Source organism: Streptomyces sp. NPDC033216, from assembly GCF_055577115.1.
Map to the genome: position 1 here is coordinate 365,239 of NZ_JBVIQK010000001.1, position 20,082 is coordinate 385,320.

At 70.7% G+C, this 20,082-nt stretch carries 20 protein-coding genes; 7 read left to right on the plus strand and 13 right to left on the minus strand.

Going from position 1 to position 20,082, the window contains the following annotated elements; genetic code table 11:
- Positions 1 to 278 precede the first annotated feature (278 nt).
- Complete coding sequence (locus ACZ5Y0_RS01590) at positions 279 to 1,661, minus strand: glycine--tRNA ligase (RefSeq protein WP_469126632.1); 1,383 nt, start codon at positions 1,659 to 1,661, stop codon at positions 279 to 281.
- A 208-nt stretch (positions 1,662 to 1,869) separates the two neighbouring features.
- Between ACZ5Y0_RS01590 and ACZ5Y0_RS01595 the strand changes: the two genes are divergently transcribed.
- From ACZ5Y0_RS01595 to ACZ5Y0_RS01610, 4 genes are read left to right on the plus strand one after another with little or no spacing between them, the layout of a single operon-like run.
- A complete protein-coding gene (locus tag ACZ5Y0_RS01595; RefSeq protein ID WP_469126633.1) occupies positions 1,870 to 2,832 on the plus strand; it encodes a metal ABC transporter substrate-binding protein in 963 nt (320 codons plus the stop codon).
- Complete coding sequence (locus ACZ5Y0_RS01600; protein ID WP_469126634.1) at positions 2,829 to 3,626, plus strand: metal ABC transporter ATP-binding protein; 798 nt, start codon at positions 2,829 to 2,831, stop codon at positions 3,624 to 3,626. The genes ACZ5Y0_RS01595 and ACZ5Y0_RS01600 overlap by 4 nt, the downstream gene beginning before the upstream one ends.
- The gene (locus ACZ5Y0_RS01605) at positions 3,626 to 4,528 is read left to right on the plus strand and encodes a metal ABC transporter permease (protein WP_469126635.1); all 903 of its coding nucleotides are present in this window, start codon (positions 3,626 to 3,628) and stop codon (positions 4,526 to 4,528) included. Before ACZ5Y0_RS01600 ends, ACZ5Y0_RS01605 begins: the two co-directional genes overlap by 1 nt.
- A 59-nt stretch (positions 4,529 to 4,587) precedes the next feature.
- Complete coding sequence (locus ACZ5Y0_RS01610; protein WP_469126636.1) at positions 4,588 to 4,998, plus strand: Fur family transcriptional regulator; 411 nt, start codon at positions 4,588 to 4,590, stop codon at positions 4,996 to 4,998.
- A gap of 118 nt (positions 4,999 to 5,116) precedes the next feature.
- Here the strand turns inward: ACZ5Y0_RS01610 and ACZ5Y0_RS01615 are convergent, their stop codons facing one another.
- Genes ACZ5Y0_RS01615 through ACZ5Y0_RS01625 form a run of 3 tightly spaced genes read right to left on the minus strand, consistent with a single transcriptional unit; the run spans position 5,117 to position 6,881 of the window.
- Entirely contained in the window at positions 5,117 to 5,950 is an 834-nt protein-coding gene (locus tag ACZ5Y0_RS01615; protein WP_469126637.1) for an isoprenyl transferase, read from the minus strand.
- Positions 5,951 to 5,985: 35 nt separating this feature from the next.
- On the minus strand, positions 5,986 to 6,732 hold the full coding sequence (recO, locus tag ACZ5Y0_RS01620) for a DNA repair protein RecO (RefSeq protein WP_469126638.1): 747 nt from the start codon (positions 6,730 to 6,732) through the stop codon (positions 5,986 to 5,988).
- The gene (locus tag ACZ5Y0_RS01625) at positions 6,729 to 6,881 is read right to left on the minus strand and encodes a hypothetical protein (RefSeq protein WP_469126639.1); all 153 of its coding nucleotides are present in this window, start codon (positions 6,879 to 6,881) and stop codon (positions 6,729 to 6,731) included. The genes recO and ACZ5Y0_RS01625 overlap by 4 nt, the downstream gene beginning before the upstream one ends.
- Before the next feature lie 82 nt (positions 6,882 to 6,963).
- Here ACZ5Y0_RS01625 and ACZ5Y0_RS01630 point away from each other — a divergent pair, with 82 nt between their 5' ends.
- Positions 6,964 to 8,217: an MFS transporter gene (locus tag ACZ5Y0_RS01630; protein ID WP_469126640.1), complete on the plus strand. Its 1,254-nt coding sequence runs from the start codon at positions 6,964 to 6,966 to the stop codon at positions 8,215 to 8,217.
- Positions 8,218 to 8,244: 27 nt separating this feature from the next.
- Positions 8,245 to 9,135 (plus strand): class A beta-lactamase, encoded by an 891-nt coding sequence (gene bla, locus ACZ5Y0_RS01635; RefSeq protein WP_469126949.1) that lies wholly within the window; start codon positions 8,245 to 8,247, stop codon positions 9,133 to 9,135.
- Between the two features lie 37 nt (positions 9,136 to 9,172).
- On the opposite strand, the gene ACZ5Y0_RS01640 is transcribed toward bla, so the two are convergent.
- The 6 genes from ACZ5Y0_RS01640 to ACZ5Y0_RS01665 form a co-directional block, all read right to left on the minus strand.
- Entirely contained in the window at positions 9,173 to 10,156 is a 984-nt protein-coding gene (locus tag ACZ5Y0_RS01640) for a DUF6879 family protein (RefSeq protein WP_469126641.1), read from the minus strand.
- A gap of 108 nt (positions 10,157 to 10,264) precedes the next feature.
- Positions 10,265 to 11,242 (minus strand): SCO2521 family protein, encoded by a 978-nt coding sequence (locus tag ACZ5Y0_RS01645; RefSeq protein WP_469126642.1) that lies wholly within the window; start codon positions 11,240 to 11,242, stop codon positions 10,265 to 10,267.
- 1 nt (position 11,243) lies between these two features.
- Positions 11,244 to 12,230, minus strand: a complete 987-nt coding sequence (locus ACZ5Y0_RS01650) for an SCO2522 family protein (RefSeq protein ID WP_469126643.1) — start codon at positions 12,228 to 12,230, stop codon at positions 11,244 to 11,246.
- Positions 12,227 to 13,147: an SCO2523 family variant P-loop protein gene (locus ACZ5Y0_RS01655; RefSeq protein WP_469126644.1), complete on the minus strand. Its 921-nt coding sequence runs from the start codon at positions 13,145 to 13,147 to the stop codon at positions 12,227 to 12,229. Before ACZ5Y0_RS01655 ends, ACZ5Y0_RS01650 begins: the two co-directional genes overlap by 4 nt.
- 3 nt (positions 13,148 to 13,150) lie before the next feature.
- A complete protein-coding gene (locus ACZ5Y0_RS01660; protein ID WP_469126645.1) occupies positions 13,151 to 15,013 on the minus strand; it encodes an SCO2524 family protein in 1,863 nt (620 codons plus the stop codon).
- Between the two features lie 69 nt (positions 15,014 to 15,082).
- On the minus strand, positions 15,083 to 15,883 hold the full coding sequence (locus ACZ5Y0_RS01665) for an SCO2525 family SAM-dependent methyltransferase (RefSeq protein ID WP_469126646.1): 801 nt from the start codon (positions 15,881 to 15,883) through the stop codon (positions 15,083 to 15,085).
- 191 nt (positions 15,884 to 16,074) lie between these two features.
- Here ACZ5Y0_RS01665 and ACZ5Y0_RS01670 point away from each other — a divergent pair, with 191 nt between their 5' ends.
- A complete protein-coding gene (locus tag ACZ5Y0_RS01670; protein WP_469126647.1) occupies positions 16,075 to 16,536 on the plus strand; it encodes a GNAT family N-acetyltransferase in 462 nt (153 codons plus the stop codon).
- Here the strand turns inward: ACZ5Y0_RS01670 and ACZ5Y0_RS01675 are convergent.
- From ACZ5Y0_RS01675 to leuA, 3 genes are all read right to left on the minus strand, one after another.
- The gene (locus ACZ5Y0_RS01675) at positions 16,517 to 16,978 is read right to left on the minus strand and encodes a phosphatase domain-containing protein (RefSeq protein ID WP_469126648.1); all 462 of its coding nucleotides are present in this window, start codon (positions 16,976 to 16,978) and stop codon (positions 16,517 to 16,519) included. The two genes, ACZ5Y0_RS01670 and ACZ5Y0_RS01675, sit on opposite strands and share 20 nt — an antisense overlap.
- 361 nt (positions 16,979 to 17,339) lie before the next feature.
- Complete coding sequence (locus tag ACZ5Y0_RS01680) at positions 17,340 to 18,035, minus strand: TerB family tellurite resistance protein (RefSeq protein WP_469126649.1); 696 nt, start codon at positions 18,033 to 18,035, stop codon at positions 17,340 to 17,342.
- 184 nt (positions 18,036 to 18,219) lie between these two features.
- A complete protein-coding gene (leuA, locus tag ACZ5Y0_RS01685; protein WP_469126650.1) occupies positions 18,220 to 19,941 on the minus strand; it encodes a 2-isopropylmalate synthase in 1,722 nt (573 codons plus the stop codon).
- Positions 19,942 to 20,082 lie beyond the last annotated feature (141 nt).

Sequence of the window (20,082 nt, forward strand, 5' to 3'; positions counted from 1 at the left end):
GCACACTCACCCGCTCGGCAGGGTTGGTGTCCTTGATCTCTCCCGGTCCGGGGTCCGCCGGCGCGCCCGCGTGCGGCCGCCGCTTCGGCCGGGCCCGCCACTCCTCGTCCGCCGGGGTGTGCGTCACCCCGCGCGACCCGTTCCGGGCCGGCGACAGCTCGGCGTGACCGACCCCTCGACGACGATCCGGCCGACGTCCGCGGCGCACCGGCGTGGGGGCAGCACGAAGCCCCCGCCTCCCGGGGAAGGGAGGCGGGGGCTTCGGTGGGCGGTGGGGCTCAGGCGCCGATCAGACGGGCGGCGAGGTAGCCCTCGATCTGGTCGAGGGACACGCGCTCCTGCTTCATGGAGTCCCGCTCGCGCACGGTCACCGCGTTGTCCTCGAGCGTGTCGAAGTCGACGGTCACGCAGTACGGCGTACCGATCTCGTCCTGGCGGCGGTAGCGGCGGCCGATCGCGCCGGCGTCGTCGAAGTCGATGTTCCAGTTCTGCCGCAGCGTCTGGGCGAGACCCTTGGCCTTGGGCGACAGCTCCGGGTTGCGGGACAGCGGCAGCACCGCGACCTTCACCGGGGCGAGGCGGTGGTCGAGGCGCAGCACCGTGCGCTTCTCCAGCTTGCCCTTGGCGTTGGGCGCCTCGTCCTCGACGTAGGCGTCGAGGAGGAACGCCAGCATCGCGCGGCCGACACCGGCCGCGGGCTCGATGACGTACGGCGTCCAGCGCTCCTGAGCCTCCTGGTCGAAGTAGGAGAGGTCCTGGCCGGAGGCCTTGGAGTGGGCGCCGAGGTCGTAGTCCGTGCGGTTGGCGACGCCCTCCAGCTCACCCCACTCGTTGCCGCCGAACTGGAAGCGGTACTCGATGTCGGCGGTGCGCTTGGAGTAGTGGGAGAGCTTCTCCTTCGGGTGCTCGTACCACCGCATGTTCTCTTCGCGCAGGCCGAGACCGGTGTACCAGTTCCAGCGCTGCTCCATCCAGTACTCCTGCCACTTCTCGTCCTCGCCCGGCTTGACGAAGAACTCCATCTCCATCTGCTCGAACTCGCGGGTGCGGAAGATGAAGTTGCCGGGCGTGATCTCGTTGCGGAAGGACTTGCCCATCTGGGCGATCCCGAACGGCGGCTTGCGGCGCGAAGTGGTCTGCACCTGGGCGAAGTTGGTGAAGATGCCCTGGGCGGTCTCGGGGCGCAGGTAGGCGATGGAGCCGGTGTCCTGCGTGGGGCCGAGGTGGGTGGAGAGCAGACCCGAGAACTGCTTGGGCTCGGTGAACTGGCCCTTGTTGCCGCAGTTGGGGCAGTTCACGTCCGCCAGGCCGTTCTCCGGCAGGCGGTTGTGCTTGGCCTCGTAGGCCTCCTCCAAGTGGTCCGCGCGGAACCGCTTGTGGCAGGAGGTGCACTCGGTGAGGGGGTCGGAGAAGGTGGCGACGTGACCGGAGGCCACCCACACCTCGGGGGCCAGGATGACGGACGAGTCGATACCGACCACGTCCTCGCGCGACGTCACCATGTAGCGCCACCACTGGCGCTTCAGGTTCTCCTTGAGCTCGACACCCAGCGGTCCGTAGTCCCAGGCGGCGCGCTGGCCGCCGTAGATCTCACTACAGGGGAATACGAAGCCACGGCGCTTGCTCAGGCTGACGATGGTGTCGATCTTGTCGGCGGCCACGGTGCTCTCTTCATAACGACGACGGGCGACGAAGCGAGGTGCTTCCAGCGAATTGACTCAGGGTACCGGCGGGGGCTCCCTCTCGGCCAAATCGGTGCCCTTTCACGGGCGTACGGAGGCCCGTGGAGCCTCCTCACCCCGCCCTCGCCCCAGTCCTTACCCCCCGCTTTGTTGACAACGGTTTCCATATTTGTTGAAAATGACTGTCATGAACGTACGACGACACCACATATCCGGGATGGCCCTCGCGGCCGTCACCGCCCTCGGCCTCGGGACGCTCTCCGCCTGCTCGACCGACAGCGCGGCCGCCGGCGGCACGGAGAAGTTCGACGTCGTCGCGTCGTTCTACCCGATGGCCTTCCTCGCCGAGCAGATCGGCGGCGGCCATGTGAAGGTCACCAGCCTCACCGAGCCCGGCCAGGAACCGCACGACCTGGAGATCAGCGCCCAGCAGCGCGCCCAGCTGGAGAAGTCCGACGCCGCCCTCTACCTCAAGGGCCTCCAGCCCTCCGTCGACAAGGCCGTCACCCAGTCCGGGATCAAGACCAAGATCGACGCCGCGACCCTCACCGCGATGGAGGAGCACGGCAACGAGGTCGGCGGCCACGCGGCCGAGCACGACGACGAGCACGAGCACGAGGAAGCCGGCGGCAAGGACCCCCACGTCTGGCTCGACCCGGTGAAGTACGCCGAGGTCGCCGAGGGCGTCGGCAAGGCCTTCGAGAAGGCCGACCCGGACCACGCGGCCGACTACCGGAAGAACACCGCGGCCCTGGTCGCCAGGCTCGGCACCCTCGACACCGAGTTCAAGAACGGCCTGGCCGGCACCAAGACCAAGGTCTTCATCACCACGCACGCCGCGTTCGGCTACCTCGCCGAGCGCTACGGCCTGACCGAGGAGGCCATCAGCGGCCTCGACCCCGAATCCGAGCCCAGCGCCGCGCGCGTCAAGGAGCTTGAGAAGATGGCCAAGGCCGACGGCGTCACCACCGTGTTCTACGAGACGCTCGTCAGCGACAGGACCGCCAAGACCATCGCCGCTGACGCGAACCTCGAGACGGACGTCCTCGACCCCCTCGAGGGCATCACCGAGAAGTCCCGCGGCACGGACTACTTCGCGGTCCAGAAGGCCAACCTCAAGGCCCTCCAGACGGCCCTGGGAACCACATGAGCTTCACGGAGGGCGTGATGGACACCAAGAGCGAGCCGGTCATATCGCTGCGCGGTGTCCGCGCCGAACTGGGCTCGCGCCCCGTCCTGCGCGGCATCGACCTCACCGTGCACCGCGGTGAGGTCGTCGCCCTGCTCGGTGCCAACGGCTCCGGCAAGTCCACCGCCGTACGCAGTGTCATCGGCCAGGTGCCGCTCAGCGCCGGACGCATCGAGCTGTTCGGCACCGAGCGGCGGCAGTTCGGGGACTGGCGGCGGCTGGGCTACGTGCCGCAGCGCACCACGGCCGCGGGCGGCGTCCCGGCGACCGTCACCGAGGTCGTGTCCTCCGGACGTCTGTCGCGGGCCCGCTTCGGGGTCCTGCGCAAGGCCGACCACGAGGCCGTACGCCGCGCGCTGGACCTCGTCGGCATGGGCGACCGCGCCAAGGACTCCGTCGACGCCCTCTCCGGCGGCCAGCACCAGCGGGTGCTGATCGCCCGCGCGCTCGCCGCCGAACCCGAGCTGCTGATCATGGACGAACCGATGGCGGGCGTCGACCTGGCCAGCCAGGAGGTCCTGGCCGAGACCCTGCGCGAGCAGGTCGCCCAGGGCACCACCGTTCTGCTCGTCCTGCACGAGCTGGGCCCCCTGGAGCCCCTCATCGACCGCGCCGTCGTCCTGCGCGACGGCTGCGTCACCCACGACGGCCCACCGCCGCGGGCGCTCGGCCAGCACGCGCTGCCCGGCCACGACCACGTACACCCGCACGCTCCGGCGGGCACCGAACCGATCCGCACGGGACTGCTGAGCTGATGGACTTCCTCGACTACGCCTTCATGCAGCGGGCGCTGCTCGCCGCCGTCCTGGTCGGCATCACCGCCCCCGCCGTCGGCATCTACCTCGTCCAGCGCCGCCAGGCCCTCATGGGCGACGGCATCGGCCACGTCGCGATGACCGGCGTCGGCCTCGGCTTCCTGCTGTCCTGGTCCCCGGTCTGGATGGCCACCGCCGTCTCCGTCGTCGGCGCGGTCCTCATGGAACTGATCCGCTGGTACGGCAAGACGCGCGGCGACATCGCCCTCGCCATGCTCTTCTACGGCGGCATGGCCGGCGGCGTGATGTTCATCAACCTCGCTCCGACCGGCTCCAACGCCAACCTGACGTCGTACCTGTTCGGCTCGCTGTCGACGGTGTCCGAGTCGGACGTGACCGCGATCTGTGTCCTCGCGGCCTTCGTCGTCCTCGTCACCGTCGGACTGCGCCGGCAGTTGTTCGCCGTCAGCCAGGACGAGGAGTTCGCGCGGGTCACCGGTCTGCCGGTGCGGGCCCTGAACCTGCTGACGGCGATCACCGCGGCGGTCACGGTCACCGTCGCCATGCGGGTCGTCGGCCTGCTGCTGGTGTCGGCGCTGATGGTGGTGCCGGTGGCGGCGGCCCAACAACTCAGCCGTAGTTTCGCGGCGACCTTCTCGATCGCCGTCGCCCTCGGCGTCAGCGTGACCATCGGCGGCACGGTCACGTCGTACTACCAGGACGTCCCGCCCGGCGCGACGATCGTGCTGCTGACCATCGGCGCGTTCGTCGTGCTGACCGCGCTGGCCGCCCCGCTGGCCCGGCGCCGGGCCCGCGCCGCCGCCGCCGCGCATCCCGCCGGGGACCCGGCCGAGTGTGCGATTCCGGCCAGCCGCGGCTCCGGTGAGGGAGTCGGCGTCTGACCACGCACGGCCCGGACTGGCACAATGGCCCGGCAAAGCGCAGACGTGAGGAGGCAACGGTGACGACCGCTGGATCGCCCGTGAAGGGCCGAGCCACCCGGCAGCGTGCCGCCGTGGCGGCGGCGCTCGACGAGGTCGAGGAGTTCCGCAGCGCTCAGGAACTCCACGACATGCTCAAGCACAAGGGTGACTCCGTCGGGCTGACCACGGTCTATCGCACCCTCCAGACCCTCGCCGACGCCGGCGAGGTCGACGTGCTGCGCACCTCCGACGGCGAGTCCGTCTACCGCCGCTGCTCCACCGGCGAACACCACCACCACCTCGTCTGCCGCGCCTGCGGCAAGGCGGTCGAGGTCGAGGGACCGGCGGTCGAGAAGTGGGCGGAGGCCATCGCCTCGGAACACGGGTTCGTGAACGTGGCCCACACCGTGGAGATCTTCGGCACCTGCGCGGAGTGCTCCGTGGGCTGAGCCGGCTCTCGTGCGGGCCGGTCGCCGGACCGTCCGGGGCTCCCCGGACCCCGGCCGGCGGCCCCGAGCGGGCCCCGGCCTCCCCCTGCCCGCTGTGGGCACGCCCGGACGGGCCGTGTCACTCCTGCCCGCCCTCCATGGCCAGCAGTTCCTCGTTGGGGATCGCACCGCCGAAGCGGCGGTCCCTCGAGGCGAATTCCAGGCAGGCCCGCCACAGGTCGCGGCGGTCGAAGTCCGGCCACAGGACGTCCTGGAAGACCATCTCCGCGTAGGCGCTCTGCCACAGCAGATAGTTGGACGTGCGCTGCTCACCGCTCGGACGCAGGAACAGGTCCACGTCCGGCATGTCCGGGTAGTACATGTACTTCTGCAAGGTCTTCTCGTTGACCTTCGAGGGGTCGAGACGCCCCGCCTTCACGTCCTGGGCGAGGGCCTGCGCCGCGTCGGCGATCTCCGCGCGGCCCCCGTAGTTCATGCAGAAGTACAGCGTGAGACGGTCGTTGCCCTTCGTCTGCTCCTGGGCGATCTGAAGCTCCTTGGCGACCGACTTCCACAGCTTGGGCATACGGCCCACCCAGCGCACCCGGATGCCCAGCTCGTCGAGCTGGTCGCGGGTCTTGCGGATGAAGTCGCGGTTGAAGTTCATCAGGAAGCGCACCTCGTCGGGCGAGCGCTTCCAGTTCTCGGTCGAGAAGGCGTACAGGGAGATGTTGCGCACACCGATCTCGACGCCGCCCTGGAGGACGTCCAGCACCCGCTCGGCGCCCACCTTGTGGCCCTCGGTGCGGGGCAGGCCCCGCTCCTTCGCCCAGCGGCCGTTGCCGTCCATGACGATCGCCACATGCTCGGGGACCAGTTCGCCGGGGAGCTTCGGCGCGCGGGCGCCGGACGGGTGCGGCTCCGGCGCCTTGTACTCCCGACGCTGGCGCCCCAGGAACCCGCGTACGACCATGTGCTTCTCGTCTCCTCTTGTGTCTCGGCTTGCTTCTACTTCTCGACGTACCGGAGGGAACGCAGACCGCGCTCCAGATGCCAGTGCAGGTACGCGGACACCAGCCCGCTGCCCTCCCGGACGTACCGCGCCTCGCAGGCGTCCGCGGTCTCCCAGTCTCCCGTGAGCAGCGCCCCCAGCAGGACCAGGGCCTGCGGTGAGGGTACGACGCTTCCGGGCACCCGGCAGTCGGCGCAGACGGTGCCGCCGGAGGCGACGGAGAAGAACCTGTTGGGGCCGGGCATGCCGCACTTCGCGCAGTCGCCGAAGCTGGGCGCGTAGCCGTTGACGGCGAGGGAGCGCAGCAGGAAGGCGTCCAGGACGAGGTGGGGGGCGTGCTCGCCGCGGGCGAGGGTGCGCAGGGCGCCGACGAGCAGCAGGTACTGCTGCACGGCCGGTTCGCCCTCGTGGTCGGTGAACCGCTCGGCGGTCTCCAGCATGGCCGTGCCGGCGGTGTAGCGGGCGTAGTCGGTGACGATGCCGCCGCCGTACGGCGCGATGGTCTCGCTCTGCGTACAGAGCGGGAGCCCGCGCCCGATCAGCTCGCTCCCCCGCGCGAAGAACTGCACGTCCACGTGCGAGAAGGGCTCCAGCCGGGCCCCGAACTTCGACTTGGTCCGCCGCACCCCGCGGGCGACGGCACGCACCCGGCCGTGGCCTCGGGTGAGCAGCGTGATGATGCGGTCGGCTTCGCCGAGCTTCTGCGTCCGCAGCACGATGCCGTCGTCCCGGAAAAGACTCATCGCGCACCGCCGCGGAGCGGCCGGGGGTGCGTCCCGCGCCGCAGCCGCCCTCGGAGGCCGTGTCCCTGACGAGGTCGCAGCGTGATCCTGTCCGCCTCGCCCAGCTTCGGGGTGCGCAGCACGATGGCGTCGTCGCGGAACAGACTCATGCCGCCATTCTCGCCTACGCCGGGAGAGCGGTGTGCCCTACCCACTACGATCGCCCGGTTCGCGAAGGACGGAGGGAGCGCGGTGGCAAGGCGTGCGCTGGGGCGGTCGTTCGGGTGGTTGTGGGGGGCGTACACGGTCAGTGCCTTCGGGACACGGCTGGCGTTCGACGCGTTCACGCTGATCGCGGTGCTCGTCCTGCACGCCGGGCCGGGTGAGGTGGCGGCGCTGGCGGCCGTGGGGCCCGCGGTGGGGGCGGCGCTGGCGGTGCCGCTCGGGCCGTGGGTGGAGTTCCGCCGCAAGCGGCCGGTGATGATCGCGGCGGACCTGGTGCGGTGCGCGGCCCTGACGAGCGTCCCCGTGGCCTTCGCGCTGGGCGCTCTCGGCGTCGGGCAGCTGCTGCTGGTGTCGATGGTGGTGGCCGCGGCCGACATCTGTTTCACGGCGGCGAGCGGGGCGTTCCTGAAGTATCTGGTGCCGCCGGAGGACCTGCTCGTCGCCAACGGCCGTTTCGAGTCGACGACGTGGACGGCGACCATGCTGGGGCCGCCGCTCGGCGGGGCCGCGGTAGGTCTGTTCGGGCCGGTGGTGACGGTGGCGGCGGACGCGGTCAGCTATCTGCTGTCGGCGGTGGGCCTGCGCGCGGTCGGCGGAGACGAACCGGCGCCCGTACGGAAGGGGCCCGTGCGCCGGCTGAGTGCGGGGGACGTGCTCGCGGGCTGGCGGCATCTCCTGGCCCATCCGGCGCTGCGGCCGCTGTTCCTCAACACGCTCCTGGTCAATGGTCTGATCATGGCCGCGTCCCCGCCGCTGGCGGTGCTGATGCTGGGTCCGCTGGGCTTCGCGCCCTGGCAGTACGCCCTCGCCTTCGCCGTGCCGTGCGCCGGCGGGCTGCTCGGCTCCCGGCTGGCGCCGCGGCTGGTCGCCCGGTTCGGGCGGCGCCGGGTCCTGCTGACCTCGGGGACGCTGCGCGCCTGCTGGCCGATCGGACTGGCCTTCGTGCGGCCGGGGCCGGCCGGGCTGGTCCTGGTGATGGCCGTGGAATTCGGGCTGATCACCTGCATCGGCGTCTACAACCCGGTCCTCGCCACCTCCCGGCTGGAACTGACCCCGGCCGACCGTCTCACCCGCACACTCGCGGCCTGGTCGGTCAGCACCAAGGCCGCCATCGCCTCGTTCACGGCCGCGTGGGGCGGCCTGGCGGCCCTCACCGGCGCCCGCACGGCCATCGCGCTGGCGGGCGTGCTCCTGCTGACGACCCCGCTGCTGCTCGCAACCGTGCGGCGGGAAGGGGCGTCCGTGACGGAAGGGGCCGCGGAGACCGCCGAGGTTCCCTGACCCAGTCACCGACGGACGGAGAGAACGATTTCAGGCTCGACGAACCGCCGTACCCTGCTCACCACCGCGGGCGCCGTCACGGCGGCCTCCCTGCTGGGCGTCGGTCAGGCCCGGGCAGCCCACGGGGCCGGCCCCGTCACCGCCCGCCTGCGCTCCCTGGAGGAGGCGCACGGGGCCCGTCTCGGCGTCTTCGCGCACAACGTGCGCACCCGGCGTTCCGTGCGGTACCGCGCCGGCGAACGCTTCCCGGTCTGCTCCCTGTTCAAGGTCCTCGCGGTGGCCGCCGTCCTGCGCGACCTGGACCGGGACGGTGAGGTGCTGGCCCGCCGCATCCACTTCACCGACCGCGACGTGGTGGAGAACTCGCCTGTCACCAAGGACCATGTGGCCGACGGCATGACCGTCGACGAGCTGTGCGACGCGGCGCTCCGGCGCAGCGACAACACGGCCGCCAACCTGCTGATGCGTGAGCTGGGCGGCCCGGCCGCGGTCACCCGCTTCGCCCGGTCGATCGGTGACCGGGTCACCCGGCTGGACCGGTGGGAGCCGGAGCTGAACTCGGCCGAGCCGTGGCGGGTGACGGACACCACCACCCCGTACGCGATCGGCCGCTCCTACGCACGGCTGGTGCTGGGGGACGCGCTGGCGACCGGCGACCGGCGGCGGCTGACGGACTGGATGCTCGCCAACCGCACCAGCGACAACCGCTTCCGCGCGGGGCTGCCGCCCACGTGGACGCTCGCCGACAAGACCGGCGGCGGCTGGTACGGGGCCAACAACGACGCCGGGATCGCCTGGACGCCCGACGGCGCGCCCGTCGTGCTGGTGGTCCAGGTCACCCTGCCCGACCGGGAGGCGGCCTACGACCACGACCTGATCGTCGAGACGGCGAGGCTGCTGGCGGCGGAGCTCGGCTGAGTCACCCCCCTTGCCCCGGGTCGGCCCGGACGGTGCCTCACGTGCCGTCCGGGTCGGAGCCCGGCGTCAGCACGGGCACGGTGTCGGGCGTGCCGTTCGGGGAGATGTCCGCGGAGGCGTCCCACAACTGGTCGAAACGCCGGATCAGCGGCTGGACCTCGTCCGCGCGGGCGTTCACCGTGGTCGAGGAGTTCACGCTGAGCTGGTCGGCGTGGATCTCGTACGACAGGGCCCCGTCGAAGACGATCCAGTCGATCATCTTGCCGCGCCGCAGATGGGCGGGGAGCTGTTCCAGGACCACCACCCGGACCTGGATCCCGATCTGGCGCTGTTCCTCGCAGATCGGGGCCAGCGCGGAGCGCTCGCGGGGTTCCTTGACGATGAACAGCCGCCGTACGGTGACGCCCCGCTCGAGGATCGCCTCGCGCTGGGCCGTGAGATAGCGGCTCGCGGGTTCGGTGGACCAGAAACCGTCGTCGACGACGCTGGTGCTGATGGCGTCGATGCTGCTTCTGGTGCACTTGGTCAGCGTCATCAGCCAGTCGTGGTTCTCGCCGGGGGTCTCGGCGCTGAGGTTGGTGAGATCCTCCATCTGCGCGGCGAGACGGTTGATCTCCTCGTGCGCGAACTCGTGCAGGATGTCCGGCCCCATGGAGACCACCTTGGTGGCGTGTTCGGCGAGCCGGGGCACCCCGTCGCCGCGCAGCTTCTCGACCTCGTTGAAGAGTTTGGTGGCCTCCCCTATGTCGGCGAAGCGCTTCTCCACGACGTCCTTCAGTTCGCTGAGCTGGTTCACGAAGGACGCCATGAACTGCACGATCAGGACCGTGCCGCCGCACAGCACGGACAGGACCAGCTGCCAGGGACCTTCCTCCTTCGGCAGCAGCACATTGGTGAGTACGTAGACCACTCCGCCCACCACTACGGTGACCAGGAGTTTCAGCGTGAGCTGACGTGCGCTGTCGTTGTCGGACCGCCGCTGCTGATCGCTTCGGAAGTACGAGTTCGTCGGTGCGCTCATCTCTCTTTCTCCCCCCGTTGGGATCGTGCGTCGAGTTGTGCGTCGGATCGTGCTCGGACAGATGCGGTGCTGTGCGTACCGTGGTGGTCAGGCGCGGTGGTGCCGCCGTCAGGACGGGACCGGCGCGTCGCTCCGGCTGAGGAGCTGTACGGCGAGCTGGTCCCGGATGCGCTGGGCCAGGCTCGTCCACTGTCTGCTGAACCCCGGTGTCTCCTCCAGTTCCTCCCACAGGGTGTGCAGGGTGCGGTCGACGCGGGCCCGCGGCATCCACAGGTGCAGCAGGTGGTCGACGAGCGGGCGCAGCACCTTCAGGGCGGCCCGGCCGTCGTCGGAGCCGAGCCGCAGGCCGTCGAGCTTGTCGGCGACGGTGGTGAGCAGCCAGTCGTGCAGGGCGAGGTCCTCGCAGAGCGCGGCCGCCGCGGCGGGTGGGGTCCCCCGAGGCAGCCGCAGTTCGACGGCCCGTCGGCCGTCGTCGGCGACGGTGAAGTGCGGGGCGGCCGCCTCGCCGTCGGCCGCCGGTAACGCGGCCCAGCGCAGGCTGGTGTCGGTGGTGTTGAGCGGGGTGTCGTAGTCGAGCAGCCGGTGCTGGCGGGAGATGCGCGCGAGGAGGCTCTCGGCGACCGGGCCGACGTCCAGCTCCCCCCGCTGTTGTCCGGTCAGAAACCCTGTGACCACGGCCCGTGCGGAGAGTTTGCCGACGGGGACGAGGACGCCGGGGCGGACCAGGTAGTACCCCCAGGGCTGGCGCCGGTCGGGGCCGTCGGCCGGGGCGGAGAAGTGGGCGGTGGCCTGGAGCACCCGGCCCTCGACGAGGGCGGCGCGGGCGGTCACCGTGCCGACGGCGCGGATCTGGGCGCCGCCCGCGGTGGGGAGCCGGCAGTCGACGCCGGTGAGGACGTCGGGGGAGACGGCGTGCCGGTTGGGGCGCCGCGAGAGCCGGACGCGTTCGTCGGCGCGCAGCCGCAGCAGGCGTTCGGCGACCTGCTCGTTCACCGCGTCCCGCGTGGGCAGCAGGCACGTCCGCACCTCGCCGCAGGCGAGGACGGTCCCCGTCTCCGCTTCCCAGGACTCCTGCGGGCCGCTCATGTCACAGCCCCGGCGGGAAGACGTAGGAGGTGCGGTCCACGACGCCCGCGGGGACGGGTCGGCCCTCCGCGGCGGACCGCTCGGCGACCTGCCGTAACGCCTCGGACTCGACGTGGACCTGGTCGAGGACGACGCGTACGGCGTGCTCGACGGGCAGGAAGCGGGCCGGGAGGATGCTGCACGTGGCGTACGCGGTGAAGGGCGCGGCGAGGGGGTTGAGGCGCATCACCGGTGGCAGGGCGTCCCACTCGGCGGGGAACTCCTTCTCGTCCCAGGGAGCGGGGGTCAGCACGGCCTGGCCGTCGTGGCGCAGCAGGCCGAGCCGGACGAGTTGCCAGACGGAGGCCAGGAAGGCGCAGGACCAGAGGCGCTCGTCCTCGGGTCCGCTCCACAGCTCGACGTCGACGAAGACGGAGTGGCCGCGGGCACCGGTCTCGCTGGGCGGCTCCCAGGCGGTGCCGGTGGCATCCAGGGCGGCGGAGGTGCGGTGCGAGGGGGTGCGCCGGCCGTTGGTGAGCCAGCCCGAGCGGCTGACGGGCGGGCGGAAGCCGTTGCTGCCGGGCGGCGGGGACTCCACCAGCCGGTGCAGGACGGCCTCGGCGAGTCCGGCCCGGTCACGGTGGCCGGGTTCGGCGACGGCGCAACCGGACTCGCGGGCCAGGTAGTCGATGCTCAGGCCGGCCTCGGTGGCGGCCGCCAGCAGGGGCGGGATGAGTTCGGCGGGTGTGGACAGCCGGCTGAAGTAGTCGTCGATGAGGAAGCAGGTGCTGATCCTCGGCCGTCTGCCGCCCGGCAGCGGGTCGACGGAGGCGCGGGCGGCATCCGCCCAGGGCCGGACGGCGGCGAAGTGGCGGCGCAGCCGGGCGGGGCCCTCGGCGAAGTCCTCCATGTACAAGTGGCCTAATTCCAGGGAGAGATGGGAGAACGGCACGGATGCGGTGCGCGGCTGGGCGCTCGTTTCCCGGAAGACGGTTCCCGGCCCGCTCACAGTTGCCCCCAGTACTTGTCCTCGGTCAGGCGCTGGGCGAGCTCGCCCATTTTCTGCCACGTCTCCACATTGGCGATGCGCCGGTCGTGCACGTCTTCGTCGGTGATGAGCCGCTCCTGCCACTGGAGGACGGGTTCCAGCGGAATGGACGACAGGACGCGGGTCTTGCCGATGCCACGACCGGCCGCGATTTCCTCCAGCTGGGTGTCGCACTGCCGCATCCAGGCGTACTGCGCGGTCGAGACCTGCGACCACATCGGCGAGTCGAGATCGGGTACGGCGGCGCGGACGAAGCGGATCGAGGCGGAAAGCGCGTCGGTGTCGTGGCCCATGGCGACGCCGGCCTGCACAATGCCCTGCTTTCCGTGAACGAGTTCGGCGGCGGCCATGACGTGCTGGCGGGTCCACCGGTGATAGACGAGCCAGCGTGTTTTCAGGCGGCCGAGTCCGCCGCGGGGTGAGGTGGCGGCGAGGGCGAGGTCCATCGCATAACTGCGTCCGGCGCTCAGGTCCACGATGATGACGTCGAATTCGCGTTTCAGGCGCAGGACGAGATCGACCGTGCGGTGCAGGTTCTCCTCGTCGGTGACGAATTCGCCGCCCGTACGGTCGCCGGGCAGCAGGACGAGCCGTCCCGAGCCGCCGGGCCGGCTGCGCAGCACGGGGTGTTCGGTGCGCGACCAGACGTCGACGCGCAGGGGTTCGCCGGTCTTCCCCTTGAGGTAGGAGTGCAGGCCGTGCCCCTCTGCCTCGGAGAGGACGTCGGGCAGGTCGAACACGGCGGCCGCGGTGGGCGATCCGAAGTCGAAGTCCAGGTAGCAGACGTCGTCCCCGTCCAGCGCGCGGTGGTAGGCGAGGTTGGCGCTGGTCACGGACCGGCCGGTGCCCCCCTTGTCGGAGGCCGCGAACACGAGCACGTCTCACACCCCCCGGCTGCCGGTGCCGCCGCGGGCGCGGGAGAGGGAGTCCAGCCGGCTGAGCACGCCGAGGGCCAGCGCGTAGGCGGTGCCGGGCTGTTCGTCGACGAGCAGGCGGGCCCGGCGCAGGTCGGCCTCGATGCCCTTGATCTCCTCGCCCTGGGGGCTCTTGGGGCCGGGGGCGGGTTGTTCCATCTGCTCCTTGCCGAAGAGGTGAGCCGACTCGCTGATCAACGCCCTTGCCAGCAGCGACAGTTCGGCACTGCGGATGGGCGGCTGGTCGTAGAGGGCGTGCGCGGCGACCATGCACTCGGTGACGCGCTCGGTCATGCTCCACGACAGCGGGCCCTGGCGTTCCGGGGATTGCGGGTAGACGGCGTGCACGTTGTCCCAGAGGCCGACGCCCGCTCCCTCGCTGACGCGGCGCTGCCAGAGGTGGTCGAGGATGTCCTCGGCGAGCCGCAGCAGCCGGTCCTGGGAGGCGATGTTGCGGGACAGGGAGCAGAGTTGGACGGTCCGCTTGAGGAGCTGGGCGGAGAAGTCGGTCATCGTCCACTTCATGGGCGGGCCGAGGGCCTCGCTGCCCAGCAGCGGCAGGGTGACGCCGGGGTTGTGCAGGCCGACCGCGGGGTCGTCACGGGTCATGCCGCTGGTGATCCGGCCGCGTTCGGCGAGGCGTTCCATGACGGCGACGGTGCGGGTGAGGTCGTCGTCGGTGGCGCGGCGACGCACCAGGTCGTGGACGAGGATGGAGGCGACGGAGAGGGAGAAGTATTCCGACTCCAGCTGCTGGAGCGTGGTGCGCCAGGGGATCTGCTCCAGCGGCCAGGTGCCGTCGCCGAACCGGGCGATGGCCGACCAGTACTGCTGGGTGATCTCCCAGCGCAGCCGCAGGGCGTCGGCGAGCTTCTGCTGTTCGGCGGTGAGCAGACCGAGGACGAGGGTGCGCTCGGAGAACAGGTCGGGGATGCCGTCGAGGGCGACGACGGTGAAGTAGAGGTAGGGCGTGGGATGGGCGACGCCGGCGGGTTGTTTGCCGATGGCTTCGGCGGTCGCCGGTTCCACCTCGACGTCGGGCGCGCCCTTCACCAGGCTCCATGCCCAGCCGCACTCGAAGAAGCGGTTCTCGTTGCGCAGTTCGTCGGTGACGTCGGTGTCGAGACCCAGGGTGACGCTCTCACTGATGACGGCGCGCAGGGCCTTGAAGCGCTCCTGGAAGCGCTGGAGCACCTGCCGTTCGGAGAGCCGGCCCTGGCCGAGCAGCCGGGTGAGGGACTGCCCCTGGTCGGAGGCGACGTCGACGACGTTGACGGTGAAGGAGCGCAGCAGGCTCACCATGGCCGCGGTCAGCCGGGCGCTGGTGGAGTCCCAGAGCCGGTCGATCTGCTGAAGGGTGCTCGCGCGCTGGGTCTTGCCCCGGTAGACCTTGAGGAATCCGAGGGTGGCGAGGCAGAGGGTGACGGACATGGAGTAGCTGTCGACCACCCCCAGGTCCCGCTGTTCCTTGGAGAGTTCCTGCTTCGGGTTCTCGGCGGCGAAGTAGTAGCCGCCGGAGAAGGTGGGGCTCTCCTCGCCGCGGTGTTTCTCCATGAAGTCGGCGAGGACCTTGACCAGGTTGCCGGGGATCTCACTGGAGTCGCCGGCGGTCCTCAGCGCCCTCTCCACGTCCCGCTGGGTGGTGTCGGGGTCGTCGAGGCGGAAGGCGGCGATCTCGGTGGCCGGGTACAGCAGGCAGAGCAGTCGCTCGGCGTCGGCGACGCTGCTCAGGCCGCCCCAGTCCCCCCAGTCCCAGTCACCGTCCTCGAAGGAATGGCGGGCGACGGCCTGCCACACTTCGAGCAGATTCTGTCTCGGCTTGATCTGCATGCCCATTCCCCTCGCACAGGCCCGCACCACGCATTCCACACATGAGCCCCCCGGTGGAACGCTGGAACGTCACTTTTTCCGTCGTCGGCCGCAGGCCAGAATCATTCCGGTGTATCCATGGCGCACCAGTTGCTTCGGATTGTCCAGACAGACGACCTTCATGTCCGCTTCGGCATACGGGCCGAGCACGGTGCGCACTTCGCCCTCGTCGATGTCCCGGGCGGGAAAGTCCTGCGCACCCACGCGGTAGCCCTCGGAATGCTCCATGAAAGCGGCGGCGAAGGGCGCCCCGTCTTTCAGTGCCCCCATGAAGCAGCCCACACCGCGCCGGAATTCCTCGAGCGAGGTGGTGATGGATTCCGCGACGAAGAACATGGTGCCGAGATCCCAGCCGGGCTTCTTGTTGTCGCAGAGGTCGAAAAGACTGCCGGGTTCGGGTTCCCGGACCGCTTCCCTGAAGCGCGTCCTGGGGTCGACGCCGAGGCCCGTGTAGGCCGCGCCCTCGCCGTGCGCGCCACTCTTGAGCACTTCCCAGAACTGGTCCCAGTTGGCGTCGTAACCCGACAGCTGACCGCGGAGGTATTCGAGGTTCGACTCGGACCGCTCGAGGAGCGTGATCCGGCCGCACCAGGGCAGCATCGCCAGGGCCGGATAGAGATTGGGCCCCGCGCCCACGTCGATACCGGAACCGCCACGACCGCCGAACTTCTTGAAATGATCAGTGAAATGATCTCGCACCCGGGTGAGGATCGCCCTGTCCACGGGCTGGATCTCAAGGTAATTGCGCTTGATGTACTCGTCGGGATCAAAGGCGTCCCAGGGCACATCGGCATTCAGCTTTTCGGCGGTGGTGGGCGGTCCCGAGGTCATTGGTTCAGCCTAGCAGGGGGACGCGCTCTTGAAGGAGTGGATGCATCAGGCAATGATGGGCGGTCGGGTATGCATATCGGACAAGAGCGAGCAGGCGCGTCATTCACTTTGTCGATCCTTCACAAGGGGACTGCATGACTCCTCTTCCCCGAGATCGTTCTCGGTCGGTCGCCGGTTCGACCGTGAGCCAGGTGCCCCAGGAAAGGCGCTTACGGATCAGAGCGGCCACGGAGGACGATCTCCCCCGTATCGTCCGGCTCGACGAGGAGGCCTTCCCGACCGCCCCGTACCCCTACTTCGTGCTGCGCCAGCTCCTGGCCTCGTTCCCCGACTTCGTGTTCGTCGTGGACATGGGCGAGGACCTGGGCGGCTACGTGCTCTCGACACCGCCCGACGCGGCGCGGAGCTGGATCCTCAGCCTCGGCATCTCCGCGCCGCTGCAACGGCAGGGGCTCGGCCGGCAGCTGATGACGCGGATCCTCGCTCATCTCCGCACCCGGGGCGTGCACTTGGTGACGCTCTCGGTGGAGCCGCGCAACGACACGGCGATCGCGCTGTACCGGTCCCTGGGCTTCGCATCGGACCCCGGCGGCCCCCGGCCGGACTACTTCGGCCCCGGCGAGGACCGCCTCCTCATGACGCTCGCCCTGTGAGTCCCTGGAACCGCCGCACGTAGCGGCGCTGCCAGGGCGTCTCCACGGCGTGCCGGTCGTAGTGCCGGCGCACGAACTCCACCGCCCCCGCGGCCGGTACGCCGTCCAGCACCGCCAGGCAGGCCAGCGCCGTCCCCGTACGGCCGCGCCCACCGCCGCAGGCGACCTCCAGCCTGCCGTCGGCCGCCCGCCGCCACGCCTCGGTGAGCGCCGCGCGGGCGTCGGCGCGGTCCGCGGGCAGCCGGAAGTCGGGCCAGCGGATCCACCGCGCCTCCCACGGCACGGCCGGGGGTTCACCGCCGAGCAGGTAGAGGCCGTACGTCGGGGCCGGCGCCGCCGGGTCGAGGGGGCGGCGCAGTCCTCGGCCGCGCACCAGCCGCCCGGACGGCAGCCGGAGCACGCCGGGCAGTTCCGTCGGCCAGGGCTCCTGTCGTGTCTCCACGGGCCCATTCGAACCCGGCGCCGCCGTCCGGGCAACCGATTCGGCCCGACCTGTGGGCCGCAGGGGGAGGGAGTGGGTGACACGGGCCGAACACGAGGCCCCGCTGCGGGAGTTCGTCCGCGCGACCGGCAGGCCGCCACGACGCCCGGAACCGGACGGCACCCTGGCCCAAGCTGCTGCGGAAGACACCATGACGCTCCGCACCCCGAAGACCCGGCTCGGCGCACGGTGGAGAAGACGCTCCCCTACCGAAGCCCGGCGTCGGTCTCCCCCGGTGTCCCCGGTCCGGACTCGTACGCCCCGACGACAAGTCGCGCCCGGTCCCGCGCGCCCGGTGTCAGGGCGGGTGTCGGGACGGACCTCAGGACGGTGTGCGGGCCGCGGCCAGCAGCCGGGTCACCTCGTCCGCGCGGATGGTGAGGGCCGCGCCGACGGTGGCCAGGACCTCGCGTTCGGCGGGGGTGTACGGGCCGTCGGCGAGGGCGATGCGGGCGCCCTGGAGCAGGATCGATTCGCGGCCGGCGGGGGCGAGGTACGGGGCGAGCGGGTCGAGGGCCTCGTGCAGCTCTATGGCCAGGCCGGGCGTGCAGGGTGCGCCGTGGACGCGGCCGGTGTCGGCGGCGAGGGCGTCGACCAGGGCGGCGAGCTGCTCGCGGGTGCAGTCCGGGAAGCCGGCCGCGCGCACCGCCACCGTCGCCGTCTCCAGGGACGTGGGGGCGCAGGTGCCGCTCGCCGAGAGGACCGCGAGGGCCACGGTGTGGACGGCGTCGCGGAGCATCGCGGAGAAGCGGGTGGTGGTGGGGTGGTCGAGGGCGTCGGTGCCGAAGTGGCTCCGGCAGGCGGCGCATTCCACGACCGGGCCGGCCTCGCCGCGCGGCAGCACGGGCACGCCCAGCAGGGTGAAGCGGCGTCGCCCGGTGAGCCGCTGGTAGTTGCGGTCACCGCCGCAGCCGGGACAGAAGAACTCGCCGTCCCCGACGGGTGTCCAGGCGGTCCGATGGCCCAGCACACGGGCAAGCCCGGTGGCACGGCCGTCTCGTCCCCGTTCTGGCAGCACGTCGCACCTCCGTAACCGCGGCAACATCGCCACGCGCTTTCGTGATGTTAGCCACATCGTCGAGGCGGAGTCAGCACCCCGGACGAGACCTTTCCGTGACCTCCACGGACGGATGGCCGATATACGACGGAGCCCCGGCCGCCGTTTCCGGCGGCCGGGGCTCCGGAATTCCCGATCCGGATGATCAGCGCGTCGCGCGGTTGACGGCGGAGACGACCGCCTTCAGCGAGGCCCGCGTGGTGTTGGCGTCGATGCCGATGCCCCACAGGACCTTGTCGCCGATCGCGCACTCGATGTACGAGGCGGCCTGCGCGGAGGCGCCCTCGCTCATCGTGTGCTCCTGGTAGTCCAGCAGACGTACGTCGATGCCGATGGACTCCAGGGCGTCGAAGAAGGCCGAGATCGGACCGTTGCCCGAGCCGGACAGGACGGTCTCCTGACCGTCGACGACCGCGTCCACGGTGAGGGTGTCCACGCCGTCGGTGTCGGTGGTCGACTGGCCGTTGCGGACCTGGATGCGGCCCCACGGGTTCTCGGGGTTGGGCAGGTACTCGTCCTGGAAGGTCGCCCAGATGTCGCCGCCGGTGACCTCGCCGCCCTCGGCGTCCGTCTTCGCCTGGATGATCTTCGAGAACTCGATCTGCATCCGGCGCGGCAGGTCCAGCTTGTGGTCGTTCTTCAGGACGTAGGCGATACCGCCCTTGCCGGACTGGGAGTTGACCCGGATGACCGCCTCGTAGGAGCGGCCGACGTCCTTGGGGTCGATCGGCAGATAGGGCACCGCCCACTCGATGTCGTCCACGGTGACGCCCCTGGCTGCCGCGTCGGCCTCCATCGCGTCGAAACCCTTCTTGATGGCGTCCTGGTGGGAACCGGAGAAGGACGTGTAGACCAGGTCGCCCACGTACGGGTGGCGCGGGTGGACCTCCATCTGGTTGCAGTACTCCCACGTACGACGGATCTCGTCGATGTCGGAGAAGTCGATCTGCGGGTCGACGCCCTGCGAGAACAGGTTCATGCCCAGGGTGACGAGGTCGACGTTGCCGGTGCGCTCGCCCTGGCCGAACAGGCAGCCCTCGACGCGGTCGGCGCCGGCCATCAGCGCCAGCTCGGCGGCGGCGACGGCGGTGCCGCGGTCGTTGTGCGGGTGGACCGAGATGCAGACGTGCTCGCGGCGGGAGATGTTGCGGCTCATCCACTCGAAGCGGTCGGCGTGGGTGGAGGGCGTCGAGCGCTCGACCGTGGCCGGCAGGTTCAGGATGATCTCGCGGCCGGGGCCGGGCTGGTAGACGTCCATCACCGCCTCGCAGACCTCCAGCGCGAAGTCCAGCTCGGTGTCGGTGAAGATCTCCGGCGAGTACTGGTAGCCGAACTCGGTCTCCGGGCCCAGCAGTTTCTCCGCGTACTCCATGACCAGGCGGGTGCCGTCGACGGCGATCTGCTTGATGTCGTCCTTGGAGCCGCGGAACACGACCCGCCGGAAGACCGGCGCGGTCGCGTTGTACAGGTGCACGGTGGCACGCCTGGCGCCCTTCAGGGACTCCACGGTCCGCTCGATCAGGTCCTCGCGGGCCTGCGTCAGGACGGAGATCGTGACGTCGTCCGGGATGGCGCCCTCTTCTTCGATGATCGAGCGCACGAAGTCGAAGTCGGTCTGGCCGGAGGCGGGGAAGCCGACCTCGATCTCCTTGTAGCCCATCTTGACCAGCTGGTCGAACATCCGGCGCTTGCGCTCGGGCGACATCGGGTCGATCAGGGCCTGGTTGCCGTCCCGCAGGTCGGTGGAGAGCCAGCGAGGGGCGACGGTGATCCGCTGGTCGGGCCAGGTGCGGTCGGGGATCTCGACCTGCTCGTACTGCCCGTACTTCTGGATCGGCATGGAACTGGGCTGCTGGCGGTTCGCCATGATGCGGTGGCTCCTCAGGATGTCCGGAAGGACGGCCGACGCAATGCCAAGCTCCGCGGGGAGGGAGTCGGCCTCGACTACAGGCCCTCGCCGCGGCAGCTAAGGAGAAGCAGCCCGAAACGCATAGTGCTCCGCACTGTA